This is a genomic window from Allobosea sp. NPDC055332 (assembly GCF_053645455.1).
The window spans coordinates 260,737-278,256 of record NZ_JBSHMO010000001.1 but is presented as its reverse complement, the minus strand read 5'-3'; the positions used below and the strand labels follow the sequence as shown (position 1 = coordinate 278,256).

The following is a 17,520-nucleotide window of genomic DNA, read 5'->3' as shown; positions in this document are numbered from 1 at the left end:
GCCGCTAGCCTTTCGTCAACAGCAGCACGGCCGCATCGTATTCCTTGCGGCGAATGGCGCGGCGCTCGGCTGCTTCCTCGTCCTGTCCCCAGATCCCGATCTGGTAGTCCTCGTCGAGATGGGCGGCGACCCAGGCCGCCTCAGCGTCGATCAAGCCTTCGGCCAGCGCCAGCATCAGAATCGTCGAGCCGGTCAGCGTCATGACGTTATGGGCGCCGGCAAGCGCGACCGGAGAGGTGATCGCGGCGACGCGCCTGGCCACTGCATCGAGCACGGTCTGCGGCTGCTCGGTGAAGACCACACCTTGGGCCATGACGAAACGCCCGCCAATGCGGTCTTCGAGCGTCGCGATCAGCGGGTTCCAGACCTGGTCCTGCCGCTCGACCAGCGCTTCGGGCTCGCCGGCGCGGTAGCAGAGCGCATCGCTGCCGGCATAGCGGACGATCTCGGCGCGGACGGCCTCATCCTGCTCGGCAACGCCGTCGAGTGCCGAATTGACCAGGCGGGTCAGCGGCATGCGGGCCGGGTCGATCTGCTCGACCTGGGCATCCCATTCTGCCGCAAGCGCCTCGGCGACGGTGCGGGAGGCGATGGCGAGCGGCTTGCGGGCCGGGGTACGGGCGGTGCGGCCGTCTAGCGCGACATGGAGCAGGCCGTCGCGTTCGAGCACGCTCGCCTTCTCGTAGAAGCGCTTGGGCAGCGGGTTGCGCATCGCCTGCTGGGCGGCGGCGACGGGATCGGGCTGGCGCTGGCCGGCGGCGCCGAAGCGGGCGAGAAAATCATCGGTCGACATGGCGCGTCCATAGCGCATCCGGGGGCGGGCGTGAAACGGCTTCGCGCGGCTGCGCGGCATTGACGCGAGCCGGGCGCTCGCCTAAACGCCTCGTCCCCGGGCGCGAGGCGTCCGCGCGATGTCCAAGAGGGTTTTATGTTGGAGACTGTGGGAACCCGGTGAGGTTTCGCTGCGGCGAGACCTGATCCAGCGCCGGGTGAAAGATCCAGACCATAAGGTCGGCTTTCGCCGAGGCGCTTGTCATGGTTCCATGCACAGGCTCTACCAACATGAACATTTCGCGGGGCGAGCAGCGCGTGCTGCACGTGCTGGCCCGTGGCGGACAGATCCGCCATCTTCGCGGCGAGGACGGCCGCATCCACCATATCGACTGCTTCACCCATGAGGGTTTCGTCCTGAGCGACTGCACGCTCGCCATCTTCGCCGGGCTCCGGCGAAAACGGCTGATCGAGTCGCGCGAGGGCGGCCCTTACCGGATCTCACGGCTCGGACGCCTCGGCGTCCGAGCGCAGGCCGACAACCGGTGACCAAGGCGGGAGGGCGAAAGCCCTCCCGTTTCCATTTGGGGCCAGGGACGCGAGGCTCTCAGGCCGGCTCGAACAATTCGATCACATTGCCCGAGGGATCTTCGCACAGGATCTGCTTGCCGCACGGCCCGACCACGATCTCGTTGCGGAAGGGCACGCTCTTGCGGCGCAGGGCCTCCACGAATTCCGCCAGATTCTCAACCTCGATCACGAAGCGGTTCCAGCCGCCGGGAATCGGCTTCCCCCCATCGGGCATCGCCCGCGAGGCCGAGGCACCGGGACCGGCGAGCCAGAGCGTCAGGTCGCCACGCCCGAGGATCGCCATGGCCGGGCCGAACTGCTGCTTGAGGGTGAAGCCGAGCCTGTCGACATAGAAGTGCACGGCTTCATCGACCTCGATCACGAAATAGCGGACGCTGGCCATCGGCTCGCTCCCTCGCATCGCGGCGGCTGCAGGCGGGCCGCCTATGCGCCGAACCTGTCGCGCCAGGCCGGCCTGGCGCCCGGGAAGGGCAGGGCGCTGGCGCAGTATACCGCCCGCGCCACAGCGCGCGCCAGCACGTCGGCGGCGGTGGCGCAGAGCTCGGTCAAGGCATAGGCGTCGGAGGGCGCGCCGCTATGGCCGGTCGCGGCGGCGAAGACGACATCGCCGTCGAGCGGGGCATGGACAGGCCGCAGCGCGCGGGCCAGCCCATCATGGGCGCAGAGCGCCATGCGCTTGGCCTGCGCCTTGGTCAGCGCGGCATCGGTCGCGACCAAGGCGATGGTGGTGTTGGCGCCGGGGCCGCCCTTGAAGCGCAAGGTCAGGTCCTCGGGCGGGATCGCCATCGGCCAGCCGCGGCCGCCGAATTCGCCGTCCCGCTCGTAAGGGGCGGCCCAGAAGTGCGGGTGGTCGCCAATCGTGGCCGAGCCGACGGCGTTGACCGCAACCAGTGCGCCGACGATCTGGCCGGTCGCGGCGACTGCGCTGGCCGAGCCAAGCCCGCCCTTGAGGTTGACCGTGGTTGCGCCATGGCCGGCACCGACGCTGCCGAGCGCGAACTCGGCCGCCGAGGCGGCGCTCGCCTTCTCGGCGAGCGCGCGATAGGGGGCCTCGCCTTCCCCTCGGGCGAAGGGCTTGTCGCCGCCATTGTTGAGGTCGAACAGGATCGCCTGCGGTACGATCGGCACGCGATATCCGCCGATCGAGAATCCCCGCCCTTGCCTGGCAAGCCAGCTCATCGCGCCATCGGCCGCGGCCAGGCCCCAGATCGAGCCGCCGGAGAGGACGATCCCGTCGACATGCTCGACCGTCATGCCCGGCTCGAGCAGCGCGGTGTCGCGCGTGCCCGGTGCGCCGCCGAGCACGGCGACGGAGGCGATGCTCGGCCGTTCGAACAAAGCGACGGTGACGCCGGTCGCGGCAGCGGCGTCCTCGGCATTGCCCACGACAATGCCACGAACATCGGTGATGAGATTGCGCATGGCTGGAACTCTTTGCCGTTCAGTGGAGACACGAGCCTTGCGGCGATGGTGCCCCGATTCGGTGCCGCCCTGCGACCCGCCGGAACTTCCCGCTCGCTGGCGCGTCGTGCCGACATTACGATCTTGTCACCTTGGCGCCATGACCGGGTGAGGCCGACTACGGCACCGTGATGGCATCGCGACCCGGCTTCGAGACCCGCCAGCGAACCGTATTCGATAGCAGCAGACGGAGAGCCTTCATGAAACGCATTGCCCTCATCGTCGCTTCCAGTGCCGCGGCTGTGGCCGCGACGCTGGCGATCGCGCAGCCGCAGCCGATTCCTCCCGCGCCCGGCAGCAACCCGCCGGGGCAGCAGCAGAGCGAGCCGCGCGGCGACCGGGCCGACCGCAGCGACCGCTCCGACCGCCGCGAGGAGTGGCGCCAGCGCCTGGCCGAGCGCGCCACGGCCCGGATGAACGAGCGTCTGGCGCAGCTGCGCACCGACCTCAAGCTGAAGTCGGAGCAGGTGCCGGCCTTCGAGAAGCTGGAGGCGCTGATCAAGCGCAGCGCCGAGCAGCGCCGGGAGAGCTTCGCCAAGATGCGCGAGCAGCGCGAGACCTATCGCGACGCCGACATCATGGAGCGGCTCGACATGAGGGCGAACCGCCAGGCCGAGCGCGCCGCCCGCAGCAAGGAGATGGCGGACGCGGTGCGCCCGCTCTGGTCGACGCTCTCGGACGAGCAGAAGACCGTAGCGCGCCGGGCCGTGCGCCAGGCGATGTCGGAAGGGCGCGAGCGCATGCGCGAGATGCGCGGGCGCTGGATGGAATGGCATGGCCGCGGTGATGATCGCGGCCGCTATGGCGATGACGACCGCGGTCCGCGCCGCTGGCGCGATCGCGGCCATGACGACGACGATCGCACCTGACGGCCTGGCTGATCAGGAGAAGCGAGGGCGGCCGGCAAGGCCGCCCTTTTCTTTGGGGAGAGCGCCCGATGAGGCGCCCCGCGGCGTGTCAGGTGCCGACCGCGTCCTTCACGCATTTCGTCGTGAAGCTGGTCTTGGCGGCGCCGGCGAGCTTCTTGTCGACCGCCTGCTTGTCGCAGGCCGCACCAGCATCCTTCTCGCATTTGGTGACGAAGCTGGTCTTGGCCGCACCGGCGAGCTTCTTCTCGGCGGCCTGAGCATTGCAGCTTGGGCTTTGGGCAAAGGCGGCGCTCGACAGGCCGACGGCGAGGGCTGCAAGGATAAGGGTCTTCATGGCGCGATGGTCCCTATGGCGAGGTCTGAACGCTAACCTGAGTCGCGACGCAACGTCATGCCCTGCCGACGTGCGCGCGGACGGGCGCCGCAGAGCTGAATTCGCGAGTCCGGCCAGGGCGCTGCCGTCTCTGCTTGAGATGCCGAGTCAACGCTCTGCCGGAGTGGCAGGTATCGACGGGCGCGCTTCATTGAACTGTCACAACGCGCCCGCTATAGGCGGCCGGTCGCGGCGATCGGAAGCGCGCCGCCGTCACCGGGGGGCAGGCGCATGCGCTTCATCCAGACCTTCGATCTCTATCCCTTCCTCGACTCGGTCGTCAGCCTGCTCGCGGCCTTCGTGCTCGGCGCGCTGATCGGGGCCGAGCGGCAATACCGGCAGCGCACGGCCGGCCTGCGCACCACGGTGCTGGTCGCGGTCGGGGCCGCCGCCTTCGTCGACCTCGCCATGCGCATGGCTGGCGCGCATGAGGCGGTGCGCGTCGTCTCCTATGTCGTTTCCGGCATCGGTTTCCTTGGTGCCGGCGTGATCATGAAGGAAGGCATGAACGTCCGCGGCCTCAACACCGCGGCGACGCTCTGGTGCGCCGCCGCGGTCGGCGCCTGCACCGGCGCCGACATGGTGGCGGAGGGCGCGCTCGTCACCGTCTTCGTCATCGCCGGCAACACGCTGCTGCGGCCGCTGGTCAATGCGATCAACCGGACGCCGATCAACGAGAAGGCGTCCGAGGCGACCTATGAGGTCGTCGTCACCACCGACCCGGAGGCGCTGCCCTCGGTGCGCGAGGCCATGGTCGAATTGCTCGAGCAGGCGAGCTATCCGGTCGGCGACGTCAAGACCGTGGAGCGCGGCGAGGAGGCGATCGAGATCGTCGCGACGCTGATCAGCACGGCGGTCGAGCGCAAGGAGCTCGACGCGGTGGTCGAGCGCATCGAGCGTGTGGCCGGCGTCACCCACGCGACCTGGGAGAGCAGCACCAGTGATTGAGGCTTACCCTGCGTCGCGCAAGTTCATTGCCGACTGCCACGACATGTGGCGACTATCGAAGCTGGCGCGGTCTACCGCAGTGCCGCAGGGGCTCAGATGTTCAATCCTGCCCGGTTCTCATCGGACATTGTGAGTTGGGTTATCGAGTGCGTTTTTCACTGGCGCTATATCGTCAAGGATGAGGCAGCAGCCTTGATGGAGCGGCAAGGCCCCTCGGCCTTGGACACGGCACGGCAGGTCGCCCAGCTTGCCCGCGCGCGGCGCGACTGGAGAAGCGCTCGGCTATGGGATGCGGTCAGTCGAGAGATCGAGCGCAGGCAGGCCGTCTGAACGCGCCGGTATCGATATCAGGGAGAGTAGTGGCCCTCGGCGGTGATACCTGGCGGCGATGCGGGCGATTGATCCTTGTCGCCATGCCGGTAAGCTCGCCTCGGGCAATGGCTGGCGAGGGCTCGATGACGAGTGGCGTGACAGGCCGCAGCTATGCAGCTGCGGCGTTTTTCTGCGGGATGTCGTTCATCTGTGGTCCCAGCCTTGCCGAGGCGCCGGCGCCGGCCTTCGAGGCTCGCTTCGCGAGTAGCTGCCTGAATCCCACAGACTGGAAGGTCTCCGGGCAGCTCGACAAGGCGGTGCGCGCGGATCGCATTCGCTGCGTCGATGGCGAGCGGGCGGGGCAGGACAGGCCGGCGCTGGCCATCACGGTGAAGCCGGGTGACGCCTACGACCCCAACCCCGGCTCGACGCCTACCGAACGGTCGGAGGTCCAGATGACGGCGGAGCTGATCCGCTTCGACGCGACGAGCTGGTACAGTTTCCGCTTCCGGGTCGAAGCGCCATGGGCGCCGCGGCGCAACCGCACCGTGATCCAGCAGATCAAGCAGAACATCGACCTGCGCTACGAGAAGGGCAGGGGCGGCGAGGAGATCTGCGACGCCGCCAACCCGCTGTTCAAGATCGAGGTCGACTCGGACAATGGCAAGCCGGTCTTCCGGGCAAAGACGGCCGGGACCGACAGCTGCGGTGACAGTCTCGGCCAGGCCCAGTTCTGCGGCGACTGGCCGGTCGAGCCCGATCGCTGGCATCGCGTCAATGTTATGATCCGGCCGAGCCAGCAGGCCGGTGACAGCCGCCTCAGGCTCTGGCTCGACGGACGTGCCTGCCCGGAGTTCCGCGGCGTGCTCGGTTATCCGCGCTATGGCACGATGAAGGACGGCAAGCCTTTCATCGACACGCAGCCGCGCTTCGGCATCTATCGTGACGCGCTGCCGGGCGTCAGCCAGACGATCCTGTTCGACGACATCGCCTTCTGGGCGCAGGACCCGGCCGGCCATCCGGCCTGGGACAAACTCGCCGGCAGCGGCCAATAAAAAAGGAGAGGGCGGGAAGCCCTCTCCTGAAACAGACCGTAAGCGGGGTGGAGACCACCCCGCAGGCCGTGATCAGCGCGAGTAGAACTCGATGACCAGGTTCGGCTCCATCTGCACCGCGTAGGGCACGTCCGTCAGGGTCGGGGTGCGGGTGTAGGTGGCGGTCGACTTGGTGTGGTCGGCGTCGATGTAGTCAGGCACGTCGCGCTCGGCGAGGGCGGCCGACTCGATCACGATGGCGAGCTGGCGCGAGCTCTCCTTGATCGCGATCACGTCGCCCGGCTTGACCTGATAGGAGGCGATGTTGACGCGCTTGCCGTTCACGGTGATGTGGCCGTGATTGATGAACTGGCGGGCGGCGAAGACGGTCGGGACGAACTTGGCGCGGTAGATCACCGCGTCGAGACGGCGCTCGAGCAGGCCGACCAGGTTCTCGCCCGAATCGCCCTTGAGGCGGATCGCCTCGGCGTAGTAGCGGCGGAACTGCTTCTCGGAGATCGAGCCGTAATAGCCCTTCAGCTTCTGCTTGGCGCGCAGCTGGGTGCCGAAGTCGGACGGCTTGCCCTTGCGGCGCTGGCCGTGCTGGCCGGGGCCGTATTCGCGGCGGTTGACCGGGGACTTCGGACGGCCCCAGATGTTCTGACCGAGGCGGCGGTCAATCTTGTACTTCGCCTCATGGCGCTTCGACATGTCGCGTGTCCTCTATGGTTCGCGAGTTGAGGACCGCGCCCTCCTGTCCCCGTCTCCGGGGCGACAGATCCGGCCTCCGAAGAGAAGCGGATCACGGGTGCGGAAAAAGCCACGCGGCCCCGTGAGGAGCCGCGCGACGCCGGCTTACAAGCACTGCCGGCACGATTTGTCAAACCCGAAGGACAGATTTCTGCTGCCGGAGGCCGCTCAGCGCTGTACCGGTGGGTGATATTGCGGCGCCTCCCGTCTGTCGAAGCGGCCATAGTCGCGGATGATCCGCACCGTCCGATGGCGCAGCGCCGTCACACTCGCGCCCGGCTTCGGTACGAAGGCCCCGGCCGCCTTAGCATCGCGCCAGGAGGCGAGCAGAGCGAGCTTGCCGGGGGTGTAGATGCTGGCGAAGAGATCGTGCTCCACTAGGCCGGCCGCGCCGACCACGCCAATCTGGTGAGGCAGCTCATCCGGCCGCTCGCCGAGATCGACGCCGTCTTCCGGCGTGATCTCTGTGAAGCTCGCGACCTTGGCGACGCCGGTTTCGGTTTCGTCGAGGCGCCGGCCCTCCAGTGAGGGTTCCTGCGGAACGCTGTCGTGGATCACCTCGCCGATGCGCAGGTGATAATCCGCGAATACCTCGTCGCGCCCCTTGCGCTGCACGGCGTGGTGCTCGCCCTGCGCGCGCCAGCGGACCAGCGATTTCTCGTCGCGCCAGGACGAATGCGACAGGATCCAGCCCGGCCGCAGACGGCTCTCGAAGCGCTCATTGTCGATGAAGCCGTCAATGCTTTCGAGGATCGGCTTCAGCTGCTTGCCGAGCGCGAGATACTCGTCCTTGCGGTCTGCGTGAGGGTGGACCTCGAAGATCACGGAAAACATCGGTCTCTCCGTCGGTTCAAGCTGCGAGGGCCGGCGCGTCGGCGCCGGCAAGGAAGGTGACGCTCTCCTGCCAGAGCGCAAAGCGCATCATCTCCAGGTGCATCAGATGCGTGCCGCGACTGAGCTTGATGTCGCGCTTCAGCGGCGAGACGGTGAAGGCCTCGAAGAGCCAGCGCGCATCGGCGTCGGTGGTCAGGCTGTCCCACTCGCCGCGGATGATCGCGGTAGGCGCGCGGACCGCAGCCGGATCGTAAGGCAATTGCCCCTGCCAGGCCCTGCCGATATCGGCGAGCGGGCCTGCGGGCGTCCTGACGCCGGCCGGTTCGCGCGAGCGCGCCTGTGGATCGCTGTCGAGATAGCGCTCGCCCCAATCATCGAAATGCCGGCGCGACAGAACCGGCTCGGCGCCAGCCGGGACGTCCTCGATGAAACGTCGCCACTGATCGTCGAGCGTGATCAATCGCCAGGCCGGCGCGCCGGGGGAGCCTGCGTTGCCTGACGGCTTGCGCTGGGCGATCGGCCCGAACAGGACGAGGCGATTGACCTGGTCGGGATGAGTTCCGGCGAAGCGGGCGGCCGGCATCGAGCCCCAGGAATGCGCGATCAGGGAGAGCCGGTCGAGACCGCTGCGGCCAAGGATGAAGCGGGCGGCAGCCTCGATCTGCGATGCAGCCTCGTCGGCCCTGCCGAGCGGTGGGTTCGCTGGCGCCGCTTCGTCCATCGCCGGATAGCGTCCGGAATGGCCGTAGCCGTAGAAATCCAGGCCCCAGACGTCGAAGCCGGCTTCGCAGAGCGCATCGCGCCAGGAGCGCCCGTCGAAGCGATGGGCAATCGACAGCGCCGAGGGGAAGGTCGCGCCATGGATGTAGAGAACTGCGCGACGCGGCGAGACTGTTCTCACCGGCGCCGGCAGATGGCGCAGGAACAGCGGCAGGCCGTCGATCGGGCCGGGAATCAGAAAATGCTCTTCCCGAGGGTCGAGCAGCGCAATGTCGGCAGCAATCAAGGCAGTTCTCCGGCGATACGGGCGCGCGACAGGGACCAAGGGCGGAAGGCCGCCTTCGGCCGTGCTCGCGGCTCCTGATGATCGTCAGAGAATAACCCGGATGGCCTTGCGCTGTTCTGCGCGATCGCTTCGGTCATCGCCGTAGGGTTGGTGGCGAGATGCTTCCCGCCAGGATGAGCCCGCTCCGGTTGCTCCTAGTAGCGCCAATAGGCGCGGCGATGGTGCGGGTGCTTGTACCAGCCGAGATGCCGGCCACGATTCCAGCCATGATGGCGGCGCGGGCCGTAGCTGTGGCCGTAATGGTGGCCCTTATGTCCATGCCAGCCTTTCGGCTTGGCCTGCGCATCGTCGATGCCACCGAGACCGAACAGCATGGCGCCGAGGCCGAGGACAGCGGCCAGGATCAGCTTCTTCATCGATCTCTCCCCTGTCACGGGTTGCAGCGTTGATAACGCCTCCAGATCAGAACGGTTCCAAATTAGGGTCAGATTGCGAGCGGCAGCGGCTCGGTCTCGATCCGGGCCAGGCCGAATCCGGCGAGCGCGATATGGGCCGGGCCGGACAGGCGCGCGCCATCGGTGAAGACCGCGACGGTCGAGGCCGGGTCCGGGCGCGGCTGGGCCGAGCCGAGCAATTGCGCCGTGCGCCGGGCGATCGCCGGGGCGGGGTCGATCCACTCGACCGGCCAGGGCGCGAGCCGCTGCAGGCGCGCCAGCAACAGCGGGTAATGCGTGCAGGCGAGCGTCACCACATCGGTGCGCCGACCGTCGCGCGTGACGAAGCAGGGTGCGATCTCGGCTGCGATCTGCGCATCGTCGACCGGCTCGCCCTTCAGCGCCGCTTCCGCCAGGCCGGCGAGGTTGCGCGCGCCGACCAGGGTGACCTCGCAGCCATTGGCATAGTTCTCGATCAGGTCGCGGGTATAGTCGCGAGCGACGGTGCCGGGTGTCGCCAGCACCGAGATCAGGCGGCTGCGGGTGCGCTCGGCGGCCGGCTTCACCGCCGGGACGGTGCCGACGAAGGGAATGGCGAAGCGGGCGCGCAAGGCCGGCAGCACCAGAGTCGAGGCGGTGTTGCAGGCGATGACGACGAGGTTTGGGTGGAAGCGGTCGACGAGGCGCTCCATCACTGCGAGCACGCGCGCGACCAGGGCCTGCTCGTCGAGGCGGCCATAGGGGAAGGCGGCATCGTCGGCGGCATAGACGATGTCGGAATCCGGGCGCTGGCGCATGACCTCGCGCAGCACGGTCAGCCCGCCGAGGCCGGAATCGAAGACGAGGATGGTCGGGGTTCGCAAGGAGAGCATCGGCGCGACATAGCCGGCTCCGGCGAGAAGATCGACCCGCATCGCACTCATACTCATAGCGTCCGTCTGGCCCTCGATCGGGCCCTCACCCGGTTCTCGATGAGTGTCGAGCTTGTCTCCCGGGTGTAAAAATTTCGATTAATCATCCGACCCGCAGCAGGGGCGCGCCGCCACGAGTGGGCGCCGGACCTGGTCACGCTTCTCCGCTCCATGATTTGGAGGCTCGTCCAATTTCTGGAGGAGCGTGGTGCGCGTCCGCATCGCGAAACCGGCCTGTTTCAGGCTGTTGGCGGCAAGTATCTCCCCAAGCCCGCCCGGCATGGTCCTTGCTGCCTGTCCGACCTGAAACGGGTTCGTGCTCGCCGGGCGCCGCCCGTTTGCCGCGGCCATGGCCGACCGAGACTATGCCGGAGCGTGCCGAGACTGGCGCCCTGGCGCTGGACAGGAGACGACATGTCTGCCGATGGCTGCCGGGTGTTGATGATCTATCCGCGATTCAATCCAGGATCATTCTGGAATTACAAGGCGACCTGCGAACTGGCCGGTGCGCGCCATCCCGCTGCACCGCTCGGGTTGATCACCGTCGCCGCGCTGCTTCCCGCGCACTGGGATGTCCGCCTCGTCGATTTGAACGCGGAGGAGCTCGACGACCGGGACTTCGCCTGGGCCGATCTCGTCATGACGGGAGGCATGCTGCCGCAGCAGGACGGGACGCTCGCGGTCATCGCGCGCTGCAGTTCCCAAGGCAAGCCGGTCGTAGTCGGCGGCCCCGATGCAACCTCCACACCCGACATCTACAAGGCCGCGGACTTCCTGGTGCTCGGCGAGGCCGAGGAGATTCTCGACGGCTTCGTCGAAGCCTGGACTGCCGGCGCCAGACGCGGCACCTTCCGTTCCGAGATGGGCAAGACCGACGTCACCCGGAGCCCGACGCCGCGTTTTGACCTCCTCAAATTCGGGCACTACCTGCATGTCGGCGTGCAGTTCTCCCGCGGTTGTCCGTTCAACTGCGAGTTCTGCGACATCATCGAGCTGTATGGTCGCGTGCCGCGCACCAAGACGAACGCTCAGGTCCTGACGGAACTGGATACGCTGTACCGGCTCGGATACCGCGGCCATGTCGATTTCGTCGACGACAACCTCATCGGCAACAAGAAGGCGCTCAAGCAGTTTCTGCCCGCGCTCGCGGGCTGGATCAGGGAGAAGAACTTTCCGTTCGAATTCTCCACCGAGGCATCGATCAATCTCGCCGATGATGCCGCCCTGATGCAGTCCATGAGCGAAGCCAACTTCTTCACGATTTTCGTCGGGATCGAGAGCCCGGACACCGAGACGCTGATCTCGACGCAAAAGAAGCAGAACACCCGTCGCAGCCTGCAGGAGAGCGTCCACAGGATCTATCGGGCAGGGCTCTTCGTGAACGCCGGTTTCATCCTCGGCTTCGATAGCGAAAAAGGTAGCGTCGCGCGCGGTATGATCGACTGCATCGAGGATACTGCGATCCCGGTCTGCATGGTCGGCTTGCTCTACGCCTTGCCCAATACCCAGTTGACGCGGCGCCTCGACCGCGAAGGCCGCCTCATCTCGCACGAAGAGGCCGACCATGCGCAAGGGCTGGGCGACCAGTGTACGGCCGGCCTCAACTTCGTGACCAGCCGCCCGCGCCGCGCCATCCTTTCTGACTACAAGGCCGTTCTGGAAGCGGTTTATGCGCCGGCCGCATTCTTTGGCCGTGTCCGGCGGGTCGGCCGGATGCTTGATTGCAGCAATCGTCGTCTCGAACTGCCGAAATCGATTGAGTGGCAGGAACTGGGATCATCCGTGCGGCTGCTCTGGCGCATGACGACGGCGAAGGGAGGCGTGCGAGGCGAATTCTGGAAGACGGTCGTCGACTGTCTCGTCAATAATCGGCAGGCACTGCCCTATGTGCTGATGATGGTCGCGCTCTATCTCCACCTCGGCCCGTTCTCGCGGCAGGTCATCGCCCAGGTGCAGCGGCAGATCGACAATCTGGCCGATGCTCAACCCGCAGCCTTTCCTGCCCCGCTGGGCATATCCAGGGCGGTTGCGGCAGTCCCCGTGTGAAAGGGCTCGCGGCGCGACCACCTGTTCGTGGGCATGGCTCCCTCCAGGCTGATCCGGTCCACGACGTGATAATTTAGTTGACTCTGTCCATTAAATGGCAATCCTCGCGCCGGGAGGAGGTTCGGCATGTCCGCCATCGATACACCCGCGATCGCGGCGATCCGCCGTTTCGGCCGCTTCCATACCCGCTTCATCGGGGCGCTGGGCGGCGATCTGCACGGCTCCGGCTTCGGGCTGACCGAAGGGCGCGTGCTCTATGAACTGGCGCAGCGCGATGGCTGGCGGGCCGGGGAGCTGGCGCGCGAGCTCGGGCTCGACCCGGCCTATCTCTCGCGCCTGCTCAAGCGCTTCATCGAACTCGGCTGGCTGGAGCGGGCGAGGGCGGATGGCGACGGCCGGGCCTATGAGCTGAAGCTGACGCAGGCCGGGCAAGAGGCTTTCGCGCCGCTCGACGAAGCCTCGCGCCGGCAGGCCGACACGATCCTGTCGCGCCTGGGCACGGGCGAGCAGGCGACGCTCGTCTCTGCGCTGGAGCGGGCGCAGACGCTGCTGTCGGGCGCCGCCAGCCCGCAGCCATCGGTGACGATCCGCGAGCATCGTCCCGGCGATATTGGCTGGGTGATCTCGGCCCATGCCAGACTCTACTTCGAGGTCTATGGCTGGGACATCAGCTTCGAGGCGCTGGTCGCCGAAATCGCGGCGAAGTTCCTGCGCGAGTTCAAGCCGGGGCAGGAGCGCTGCTTCATCGCCGAGCTCGACGGCGAGCCGGTCGGCTCGGCTTTCGTCGTGCGCGAGAACGGCGAGATCGCCAAGCTCCGGCTCGTGCTGGTCGAGACGCGGGCGCAGGGGCTGGGCCTGGGCAAGCGCCTGGTGCGGGAAGCGATCGCCTTCGCCCGCGCGGCCGGCTATCGCCGCATGACGCTCTGGACCAACGACATCCTGCACGCAGCCCGCGCCATCTACGTCGCCGAAGGCTTCAGGCTGGTGACGGAGGAGAAGCACCATTCCTTCGGCAAGGATCTGGTCGGGCAGAACTGGGAGCGGGACCTGTAGCGCTCGCTGTAAGGCGACATGTTTCCAGTTCGTCATGCTCGCCCTTGTGGCGAGCATCCACGTCTTGAACACCATTTTCGATGAAGGAAGACGTGGATGGTCGGGACAAGCCCGACCATGACGGAGAGGCGAAACATTCGCCGTCACTGCACCGAGGTCAGCGCCGCCCGCTGGAAATCGGCGCGGCGCTGCTGGTGCAGCGAACCGTCGCCCGTCGTCACGACCGAGAACATGACGAAGCCACCCTGCTTGCGCGGCAGCACGTAGAACTCGGAATAGCGGGCATCGCCGTTATTCTCGCAGGAGGAGAAGCCGCGCAGCACGCTGCTGCCCTCGACCGTATCGGTGGTCCGGCCCGAGGCGAACCTCCCCTGGCAGCTGCGCGCATCGGCAGCGGAGACCGCGGCGGCGACGTCGACATCCTTCTGGTTCGGATTTGCCAGGACGCGTACCAGGCCGGTCGCCCCCTTGGCCCGCCAGCCGGCGCCGTTGCCACCGATGCCTGAGGGCGCCTCCGGGCCGCTCAGCACCTTCGGCTCGGGCAGTTGCGTCTTGAGCAGGAAATTGGTCGCGAGCGTCACAGCCTCGAGCTGGATCGCCGGATCGGCCGCGGCGGCTGTCGTCGTGCCATCGCCTTGCGCGGGCGCCGGTGTCCCGGGCGCAACCTTCAGATTGGCGTTCGCCTTCACGCAGTCGAGCAGCGCCGGCATGATCTCGGCGGTCGAAGTCAGGCGGAAGGTGTAGCGCGCGCCCAGCATGTTGGCTTCGAGGAATTCGGCGCCGCGGAAGGCGCGGACGATGTTGGAGTTCGCCGGCATGGTGACGACGACGAGCTGCGGCTGCACCGCCTTGGCGTTGATCCGGACGGTGTCGTTGCGGTCGAAGACGAGCTCCATCGGCACGTCGGAGCCCGGCTTCAGCCCCCAGGCGCGGTTTGAGAAGCCGAGATTCCAGCCGTAATTGCCGTTGAGCGAGGCGTGCATGGTGACGCCACTCTTGTAGCTCGCGGAGACGGCGCAGTGCGAGAACTCGCCGGTCTGGTTGTTGGTGAAGGCGCCACCGGCCCAGTTGCCGACCGAGAACTTCGCATAGGGTCCGGCGGCGAATGCCGGCGAGGCCAGCAGGACACCGGCGAGAATGAGCGACAGGCGCATCATCAGGCTCCGCATCGATCCCCAGGCTCGCCATGGTGGCAAAGACCGGGCGGGTCGGGCAAGCCTTGTGGGCGATTGAGCGGGTCTTGCGTGACGCCCAGCGCGCTCGAAGCTGTTCTAGTGCCGGCTCTCGACAGCGAGCGCGCTTTCCAGCTGTCTCAGCCCGTAGGACAGCGAATAGGTCAGCACGAAGTAGATAACCCCCGCTGCGATGAAGACCTCGTAGGGAGCATAGGTCTGCGAGGCGGCCAGCTTTGCCGCGCCCGTGACGTCCAGGAGCGTGATCGTGCTCGCCAGCGAGGTGGCCTTGACGGTGAGGATGACCTCGTTGCTGTAGGCTGGCAGGGCGGCACGGACGGCGAGCGGGACCACGACCGTCTGCAGGGTCCGCGCCTGCGAGAGGCCGAGCGCGCGGGCCGCTTCGACGAGCCCGCGCGGCACGGCGCGCATCGCCCCGGCGAGCAGCTCGCCGGTATAGGCCGAGCCGTTGAGGGACAGGGCGATGATCAGACACCAGAACGGATCGCGCAGGACCGGCCACAGGATCGAGCTGCGGACGGCCTGGAACTGGCCCAGGCCGTAATAGACCAGGAAGACCTGGATGATGGCCGGAACGCCGCGGAAGAACAGGATATAGAGTCTCGACGCATGGCGGAGCGCAGGGGAGGTCGCATTCCGGGCGAAGGCCACCGGCAGCGCCAGGAGAAGGCCGAAGAGGAGGATCAGCAGCGACAGCTTGATCGATAGGGCCACGCCGTTGAGCAGGTCGGGGAAGACGGATCGGATGATGCCCAGGTCAAGCATGTCAGGCTCCGCCCGCGTACTTTCTGGTGGACCGTGCCTCGGCATATTGGAGCAGCAGCGTCCCGGTCGCGGTCAGGATGAGGTAGATCGCGGCGGCGCCGGCGAAGACCGTGAACGGTTCGCGGGTCGAGCCTGAGACGACGCTCGCGGCGCGGGCGAGCTCCTCGAGCCCGATCACCGAGACCAGCGAGGTTTGCTTCAGCAGGATCAGGCTCTGATTGCCGAAGGCCGGCAGGGCCAGCCGCCAGGCCTGCGGCAGGATGATCAGCAGGAACGCCGCGACGGCGCTCAGGCCCAGCACATGGCCGGCCTCGTGCTGCCCCTTCGGAACCTTGCCGATCGCGCCGCGGAAGATCTCGCTGGCATAAGCGCCGAAGACGAAGCCCAGCGCCGTGGCGCCGGCGGCGAATTCACTGACCTCGACATAGCGGCCGGCCAGCTTCGTCAAGGTGACGGTCCCGCCGAAATACAGGATGTAGATGATGATCAGGTCGGGGATGCCCCTGACGACTGCAGTGTAGCCGCCACCGACGGCTCGCAAGGCGCGGTGCCGCGACAGCTTCGCGCTGGCACCGGCGATGCCCAGCGCGGTGCCGATCGCCAGCGCGCAGAGCGTCAGCGAGACGGTGACGAGAGCTCCCCAGAGGAGCTGCAGTCCATAGCCCGAGGCCAGCAAGGTCATCTTGCGCCCCGGCTCAAGCGGTCTGCGGCGCGGAACGCTTCAACAGCTCCGCGACGGGACTGTTGCGGCAAGCCTGCACGCCGTCGCGATAGGTGCGCTCCCGACCGTAGACGATCCAGGCATCGTCGGGGGAGCCGATGATCTCGTCGACGCGCAGTCGATCGGAATGGCGCGCGGCATATTCCAGATAGACCAGGCCGGAGTCGATGCGGCCCTCCAGAAGCGCGTCCAGGATGTAGGGTATCGACGCCATCGGCTTGAGCTCGCTCCAGCGCGAGACATCCACATAGGAGGAGGTCGCGGGGTAAATCAGCCCGAGCGTGCGCGGCTGGTCGACGTCGACGCGAGTCAGGATCGCAAGATCCTTGCTCGGCGAGATGAAGGTGTCGCAGGCGAAGATGTCGCGGAAATTCAACCCGATCGTCCTCGGCGTATCCGGATGCACCGCGCATTGGACGATGTAGTCGACCTTTCCATTCTTCATGAGGTCGACGGCCTGGTCGAAGTCGTCGACCAGCTCGATCTGCGCGTCGTCGAGCCCGTGGAAGGCGATGTAGCGTCGCGTGACGAGTTCGTGGTTGGTGCCGCCCGGGCCGAGCGTGGCGAAAACGATCATGAGAGCACTCTTGCGGTTCGCGAGCGGCCTCCCCGGCGGCGGTCCGGGGGGAGGCCGGCAGGGTCACATCAGCTTGAAGGGAAAGTACTTCGCCGTGATGCGGTCATAGGTTCCGTCGGCCATGATCGCGGCCAGGGCGGCGTTCAGCTCGGCGAGGAGCCTGGTATCTTCCTTGCGCAGGGCGATGCCGTTGCCGTCGCCCAGGAGGCCTCCCTTGAACTCCGGTCCGGCGAGCTCGAAGGCAGCGGCCTCGGGCCGCTTGAGCAGGCCGATGAAGGAGGTGATCTTGTTGGCGAAGAGCAGGTCGATCCGTTCCGAGAGCAGGTCGAGCTCGACATCGGTCGGCTTGTCGAAGACGACGATCTCGGCTTTGGGAAAGGACTTGATCAGGAAGTCATGCTGGATCGAGCCGCGCTGGACGCCGATGCGTTTCCTGGCAAGGCCCTCGGGTGTGAAGTCCTTGATCGTCCCCTTCTTGATGACGAACTGCGAGATGGTGTCCTTGTACCGGTCGGTGAAGGCGACCTGCTGCTTGCGCTTCTCGGTGATGCCCATGCTGGCGACGATGAAATCGTATTTCCTGGCCAGGAGGCTGGGGATGATGCCGTCCCAATCCTGCGCGATGATCTCGCAGGACGCCTTCATCCTCTCACAGAGCGCATTGGCGACGTCGATGTCCCAGCCGACCAGCTTGCCGGACGCATCCTTGTAGTTCCACGGCGGATAGGTGCCTTCCGTCGCGATCTTGTACTTGGTCTCGGCGTCAGCCTGTGCGGAGGCAAGGCTTGTGGCGAACAGGACGAGCGCGGCGTGCATCAGTCTCTTGAGCGTCATGGCGGACCCCTCTGGCGTGAAACGCGGGGTGCATCGT

The 17,520-nt window shown here is 67.0% G+C and carries 21 protein-coding genes; 7 read left to right on the top strand and 14 right to left on the bottom strand.

Annotated elements, in window-relative coordinates; genetic code table 11:
- Nucleotides 1–4: 4 nt before the first annotated feature.
- Nucleotides 5–793, bottom strand: a complete 789-nt coding sequence (locus ACWIGM_RS01470; RefSeq protein ID WP_454024151.1) for an ATP12 family chaperone protein — start codon at nucleotides 791–793, stop codon at nucleotides 5–7.
- 269 nt (nucleotides 794–1,062) lie between these two features.
- On the opposite strand from ACWIGM_RS01470, the gene ACWIGM_RS01465 reads away from it, so the two are divergent.
- Nucleotides 1,063–1,320 carry a YjhX family toxin gene (locus tag ACWIGM_RS01465; RefSeq protein ID WP_454024150.1) on the top strand — a complete coding sequence of 86 codons (258 nt, stop codon included), beginning with the start codon at nucleotides 1,063–1,065 and terminating at the stop codon, nucleotides 1,318–1,320.
- Nucleotides 1,321–1,378: 58 nt separating this feature from the next.
- Here ACWIGM_RS01465 and ACWIGM_RS01460 read toward each other — a convergent pair whose 3' ends face one another.
- Together ACWIGM_RS01460 and ACWIGM_RS01455 are read right to left on the bottom strand one after the other, a co-directional pair.
- Nucleotides 1,379–1,744 (bottom strand): VOC family protein, encoded by a 366-nt coding sequence (locus ACWIGM_RS01460; RefSeq protein ID WP_454024149.1) that lies wholly within the window; start codon nucleotides 1,742–1,744, stop codon nucleotides 1,379–1,381.
- A 41-nt stretch (nucleotides 1,745–1,785) separates the two neighbouring features.
- Nucleotides 1,786–2,784, bottom strand: a complete 999-nt coding sequence (locus ACWIGM_RS01455) for a P1 family peptidase (RefSeq protein ID WP_454024148.1) — start codon at nucleotides 2,782–2,784, stop codon at nucleotides 1,786–1,788.
- 239 nt (nucleotides 2,785–3,023) lie between these two features.
- On the opposite strand from ACWIGM_RS01455, the gene ACWIGM_RS01450 reads away from it, so the two are divergent.
- A complete protein-coding gene (locus ACWIGM_RS01450; RefSeq protein ID WP_454024147.1) occupies nucleotides 3,024–3,692 on the top strand; it encodes a Spy/CpxP family protein refolding chaperone in 669 nt (222 codons plus the stop codon).
- 88 nt (nucleotides 3,693–3,780) lie between these two features.
- Here the strand turns inward: ACWIGM_RS01450 and ACWIGM_RS01445 are convergent, their stop codons facing one another.
- Nucleotides 3,781–4,026, bottom strand: a complete 246-nt coding sequence (locus tag ACWIGM_RS01445) for a hypothetical protein (protein WP_454024146.1) — start codon at nucleotides 4,024–4,026, stop codon at nucleotides 3,781–3,783.
- A 270-nt stretch (nucleotides 4,027–4,296) separates the two neighbouring features.
- Here ACWIGM_RS01445 and ACWIGM_RS01440 point away from each other — a divergent pair, with 270 nt between their 5' ends.
- The 3 genes from ACWIGM_RS01440 (at nucleotide 4,297) to ACWIGM_RS01430 (ending at nucleotide 6,380) form a co-directional block, all read left to right on the top strand.
- Nucleotides 4,297–5,013: an MgtC/SapB family protein gene (locus ACWIGM_RS01440; RefSeq protein ID WP_454024145.1), complete on the top strand. Its 717-nt coding sequence runs from the start codon at nucleotides 4,297–4,299 to the stop codon at nucleotides 5,011–5,013.
- A 96-nt stretch (nucleotides 5,014–5,109) separates the two neighbouring features.
- On the top strand, nucleotides 5,110–5,343 hold the full coding sequence (locus ACWIGM_RS01435; protein ID WP_454024144.1) for a hypothetical protein: 234 nt from the start codon (nucleotides 5,110–5,112) through the stop codon (nucleotides 5,341–5,343).
- Nucleotides 5,344–5,468: 125 nt separating this feature from the next.
- Nucleotides 5,469–6,380, top strand: a complete 912-nt coding sequence (locus ACWIGM_RS01430) for a heparin lyase I family protein (protein WP_454024143.1) — start codon at nucleotides 5,469–5,471, stop codon at nucleotides 6,378–6,380.
- 72 nt (nucleotides 6,381–6,452) lie between these two features.
- Here ACWIGM_RS01430 and rpsD read toward each other — a convergent pair whose 3' ends face one another.
- The 5 genes from rpsD to murI all read right to left on the bottom strand — a co-directional run bounded on the left by rpsD (nucleotide 6,453) and on the right by murI (nucleotide 10,297).
- Nucleotides 6,453–7,070, bottom strand: a complete 618-nt coding sequence (gene rpsD, locus ACWIGM_RS01425) for a 30S ribosomal protein S4 (protein ID WP_152012763.1) — start codon at nucleotides 7,068–7,070, stop codon at nucleotides 6,453–6,455.
- A gap of 207 nt (nucleotides 7,071–7,277) precedes the next feature.
- Complete coding sequence (locus tag ACWIGM_RS01420) at nucleotides 7,278–7,943, bottom strand: antibiotic biosynthesis monooxygenase family protein (protein ID WP_454024142.1); 666 nt, start codon at nucleotides 7,941–7,943, stop codon at nucleotides 7,278–7,280.
- A 16-nt stretch (nucleotides 7,944–7,959) separates the two neighbouring features.
- Entirely contained in the window at nucleotides 7,960–8,949 is a 990-nt protein-coding gene (locus ACWIGM_RS01415; protein ID WP_454024141.1) for an alpha/beta hydrolase, read from the bottom strand.
- Nucleotides 8,950–9,143: 194 nt separating this feature from the next.
- Entirely contained in the window at nucleotides 9,144–9,365 is a 222-nt protein-coding gene (locus tag ACWIGM_RS01410; RefSeq protein WP_454024140.1) for a hypothetical protein, read from the bottom strand.
- 68 nt (nucleotides 9,366–9,433) lie between these two features.
- A complete protein-coding gene (gene murI, locus ACWIGM_RS01405; protein ID WP_454024139.1) occupies nucleotides 9,434–10,297 on the bottom strand; it encodes a glutamate racemase in 864 nt (287 codons plus the stop codon).
- 411 nt (nucleotides 10,298–10,708) lie between these two features.
- Between murI and ACWIGM_RS01400 the strand changes: the two genes are divergently transcribed.
- Nucleotides 10,709–12,340 carry a B12-binding domain-containing radical SAM protein gene (locus ACWIGM_RS01400; RefSeq protein ID WP_454024138.1) on the top strand — a complete coding sequence of 544 codons (1,632 nt, stop codon included), beginning with the start codon at nucleotides 10,709–10,711 and terminating at the stop codon, nucleotides 12,338–12,340.
- Between the two features lie 126 nt (nucleotides 12,341–12,466).
- On the top strand, nucleotides 12,467–13,393 hold the full coding sequence (locus tag ACWIGM_RS01395; RefSeq protein ID WP_454024137.1) for a bifunctional helix-turn-helix transcriptional regulator/GNAT family N-acetyltransferase: 927 nt from the start codon (nucleotides 12,467–12,469) through the stop codon (nucleotides 13,391–13,393).
- Between the two features lie 143 nt (nucleotides 13,394–13,536).
- Here the strand turns inward: ACWIGM_RS01395 and ACWIGM_RS01390 are convergent, their stop codons facing one another.
- The 5 genes from ACWIGM_RS01390 to ACWIGM_RS01370 form a co-directional block, all read right to left on the bottom strand.
- Nucleotides 13,537–14,547 carry a hypothetical protein gene (locus tag ACWIGM_RS01390; protein ID WP_454024136.1) on the bottom strand — a complete coding sequence of 337 codons (1,011 nt, stop codon included), beginning with the start codon at nucleotides 14,545–14,547 and terminating at the stop codon, nucleotides 13,537–13,539.
- 117 nt (nucleotides 14,548–14,664) lie between these two features.
- Entirely contained in the window at nucleotides 14,665–15,351 is a 687-nt protein-coding gene (locus ACWIGM_RS01385) for an ABC transporter permease (protein ID WP_454024135.1), read from the bottom strand.
- A gap of 1 nt (nucleotide 15,352) precedes the next feature.
- Nucleotides 15,353–16,033 (bottom strand): ABC transporter permease, encoded by a 681-nt coding sequence (locus ACWIGM_RS01380; protein WP_454024134.1) that lies wholly within the window; start codon nucleotides 16,031–16,033, stop codon nucleotides 15,353–15,355.
- Nucleotides 16,034–16,046: 13 nt separating this feature from the next.
- Nucleotides 16,047–16,649 carry a hypothetical protein gene (locus tag ACWIGM_RS01375; protein WP_454024133.1) on the bottom strand — a complete coding sequence of 201 codons (603 nt, stop codon included), beginning with the start codon at nucleotides 16,647–16,649 and terminating at the stop codon, nucleotides 16,047–16,049.
- A 63-nt stretch (nucleotides 16,650–16,712) separates the two neighbouring features.
- Entirely contained in the window at nucleotides 16,713–17,483 is a 771-nt protein-coding gene (locus ACWIGM_RS01370) for a transporter substrate-binding domain-containing protein (RefSeq protein WP_454024132.1), read from the bottom strand.
- Nucleotides 17,484–17,520: the final 37 nt, after the last annotated feature.

Coding starts and splice junctions, on each gene's coding strand:
- ACWIGM_RS01470 (WP_454024151.1), bottom strand. CDS start 793: ATGTCGACCGATGATTTTCTCGCCCGCTTCGGCGCCGCCGGCCAGCGC.
- ACWIGM_RS01465 (WP_454024150.1), top strand. CDS start 1,063: ATGAACATTTCGCGGGGCGAGCAGCGCGTGCTGCACGTGCTGGCCCGT.
- ACWIGM_RS01460 (WP_454024149.1), bottom strand. CDS start 1,744: ATGGCCAGCGTCCGCTATTTCGTGATCGAGGTCGATGAAGCCGTGCAC.
- ACWIGM_RS01455 (WP_454024148.1), bottom strand. CDS start 2,784: ATGCGCAATCTCATCACCGATGTTCGTGGCATTGTCGTGGGCAATGCC.
- ACWIGM_RS01450 (WP_454024147.1), top strand. CDS start 3,024: ATGAAACGCATTGCCCTCATCGTCGCTTCCAGTGCCGCGGCTGTGGCC.
- ACWIGM_RS01445 (WP_454024146.1), bottom strand. CDS start 4,026: ATGAAGACCCTTATCCTTGCAGCCCTCGCCGTCGGCCTGTCGAGCGCC.
- ACWIGM_RS01440 (WP_454024145.1), top strand. CDS start 4,297: ATGCGCTTCATCCAGACCTTCGATCTCTATCCCTTCCTCGACTCGGTC.
- ACWIGM_RS01435 (WP_454024144.1), top strand. CDS start 5,110: ATGTTCAATCCTGCCCGGTTCTCATCGGACATTGTGAGTTGGGTTATC.
- ACWIGM_RS01430 (WP_454024143.1), top strand. CDS start 5,469: ATGACGAGTGGCGTGACAGGCCGCAGCTATGCAGCTGCGGCGTTTTTC.
- rpsD (WP_152012763.1), bottom strand. CDS start 7,070: ATGTCGAAGCGCCATGAGGCGAAGTACAAGATTGACCGCCGCCTCGGT.
- ACWIGM_RS01420 (WP_454024142.1), bottom strand. CDS start 7,943: ATGTTTTCCGTGATCTTCGAGGTCCACCCTCACGCAGACCGCAAGGAC.
- ACWIGM_RS01410 (WP_454024140.1), bottom strand. CDS start 9,365: ATGAAGAAGCTGATCCTGGCCGCTGTCCTCGGCCTCGGCGCCATGCTG.
- murI (WP_454024139.1), bottom strand. CDS start 10,297: ATGCGGGTCGATCTTCTCGCCGGAGCCGGCTATGTCGCGCCGATGCTC.
- ACWIGM_RS01400 (WP_454024138.1), top strand. CDS start 10,709: ATGTCTGCCGATGGCTGCCGGGTGTTGATGATCTATCCGCGATTCAAT.
- ACWIGM_RS01395 (WP_454024137.1), top strand. CDS start 12,467: ATGTCCGCCATCGATACACCCGCGATCGCGGCGATCCGCCGTTTCGGC.
- ACWIGM_RS01390 (WP_454024136.1), bottom strand. CDS start 14,547: ATGCGCCTGTCGCTCATTCTCGCCGGTGTCCTGCTGGCCTCGCCGGCA.
- ACWIGM_RS01385 (WP_454024135.1), bottom strand. CDS start 15,351: ATGCTTGACCTGGGCATCATCCGATCCGTCTTCCCCGACCTGCTCAAC.
- ACWIGM_RS01380 (WP_454024134.1), bottom strand. CDS start 16,033: ATGACCTTGCTGGCCTCGGGCTATGGACTGCAGCTCCTCTGGGGAGCT.
- ACWIGM_RS01375 (WP_454024133.1), bottom strand. CDS start 16,649: ATGATCGTTTTCGCCACGCTCGGCCCGGGCGGCACCAACCACGAACTC.
- ACWIGM_RS01370 (WP_454024132.1), bottom strand. CDS start 17,483: ATGACGCTCAAGAGACTGATGCACGCCGCGCTCGTCCTGTTCGCCACA.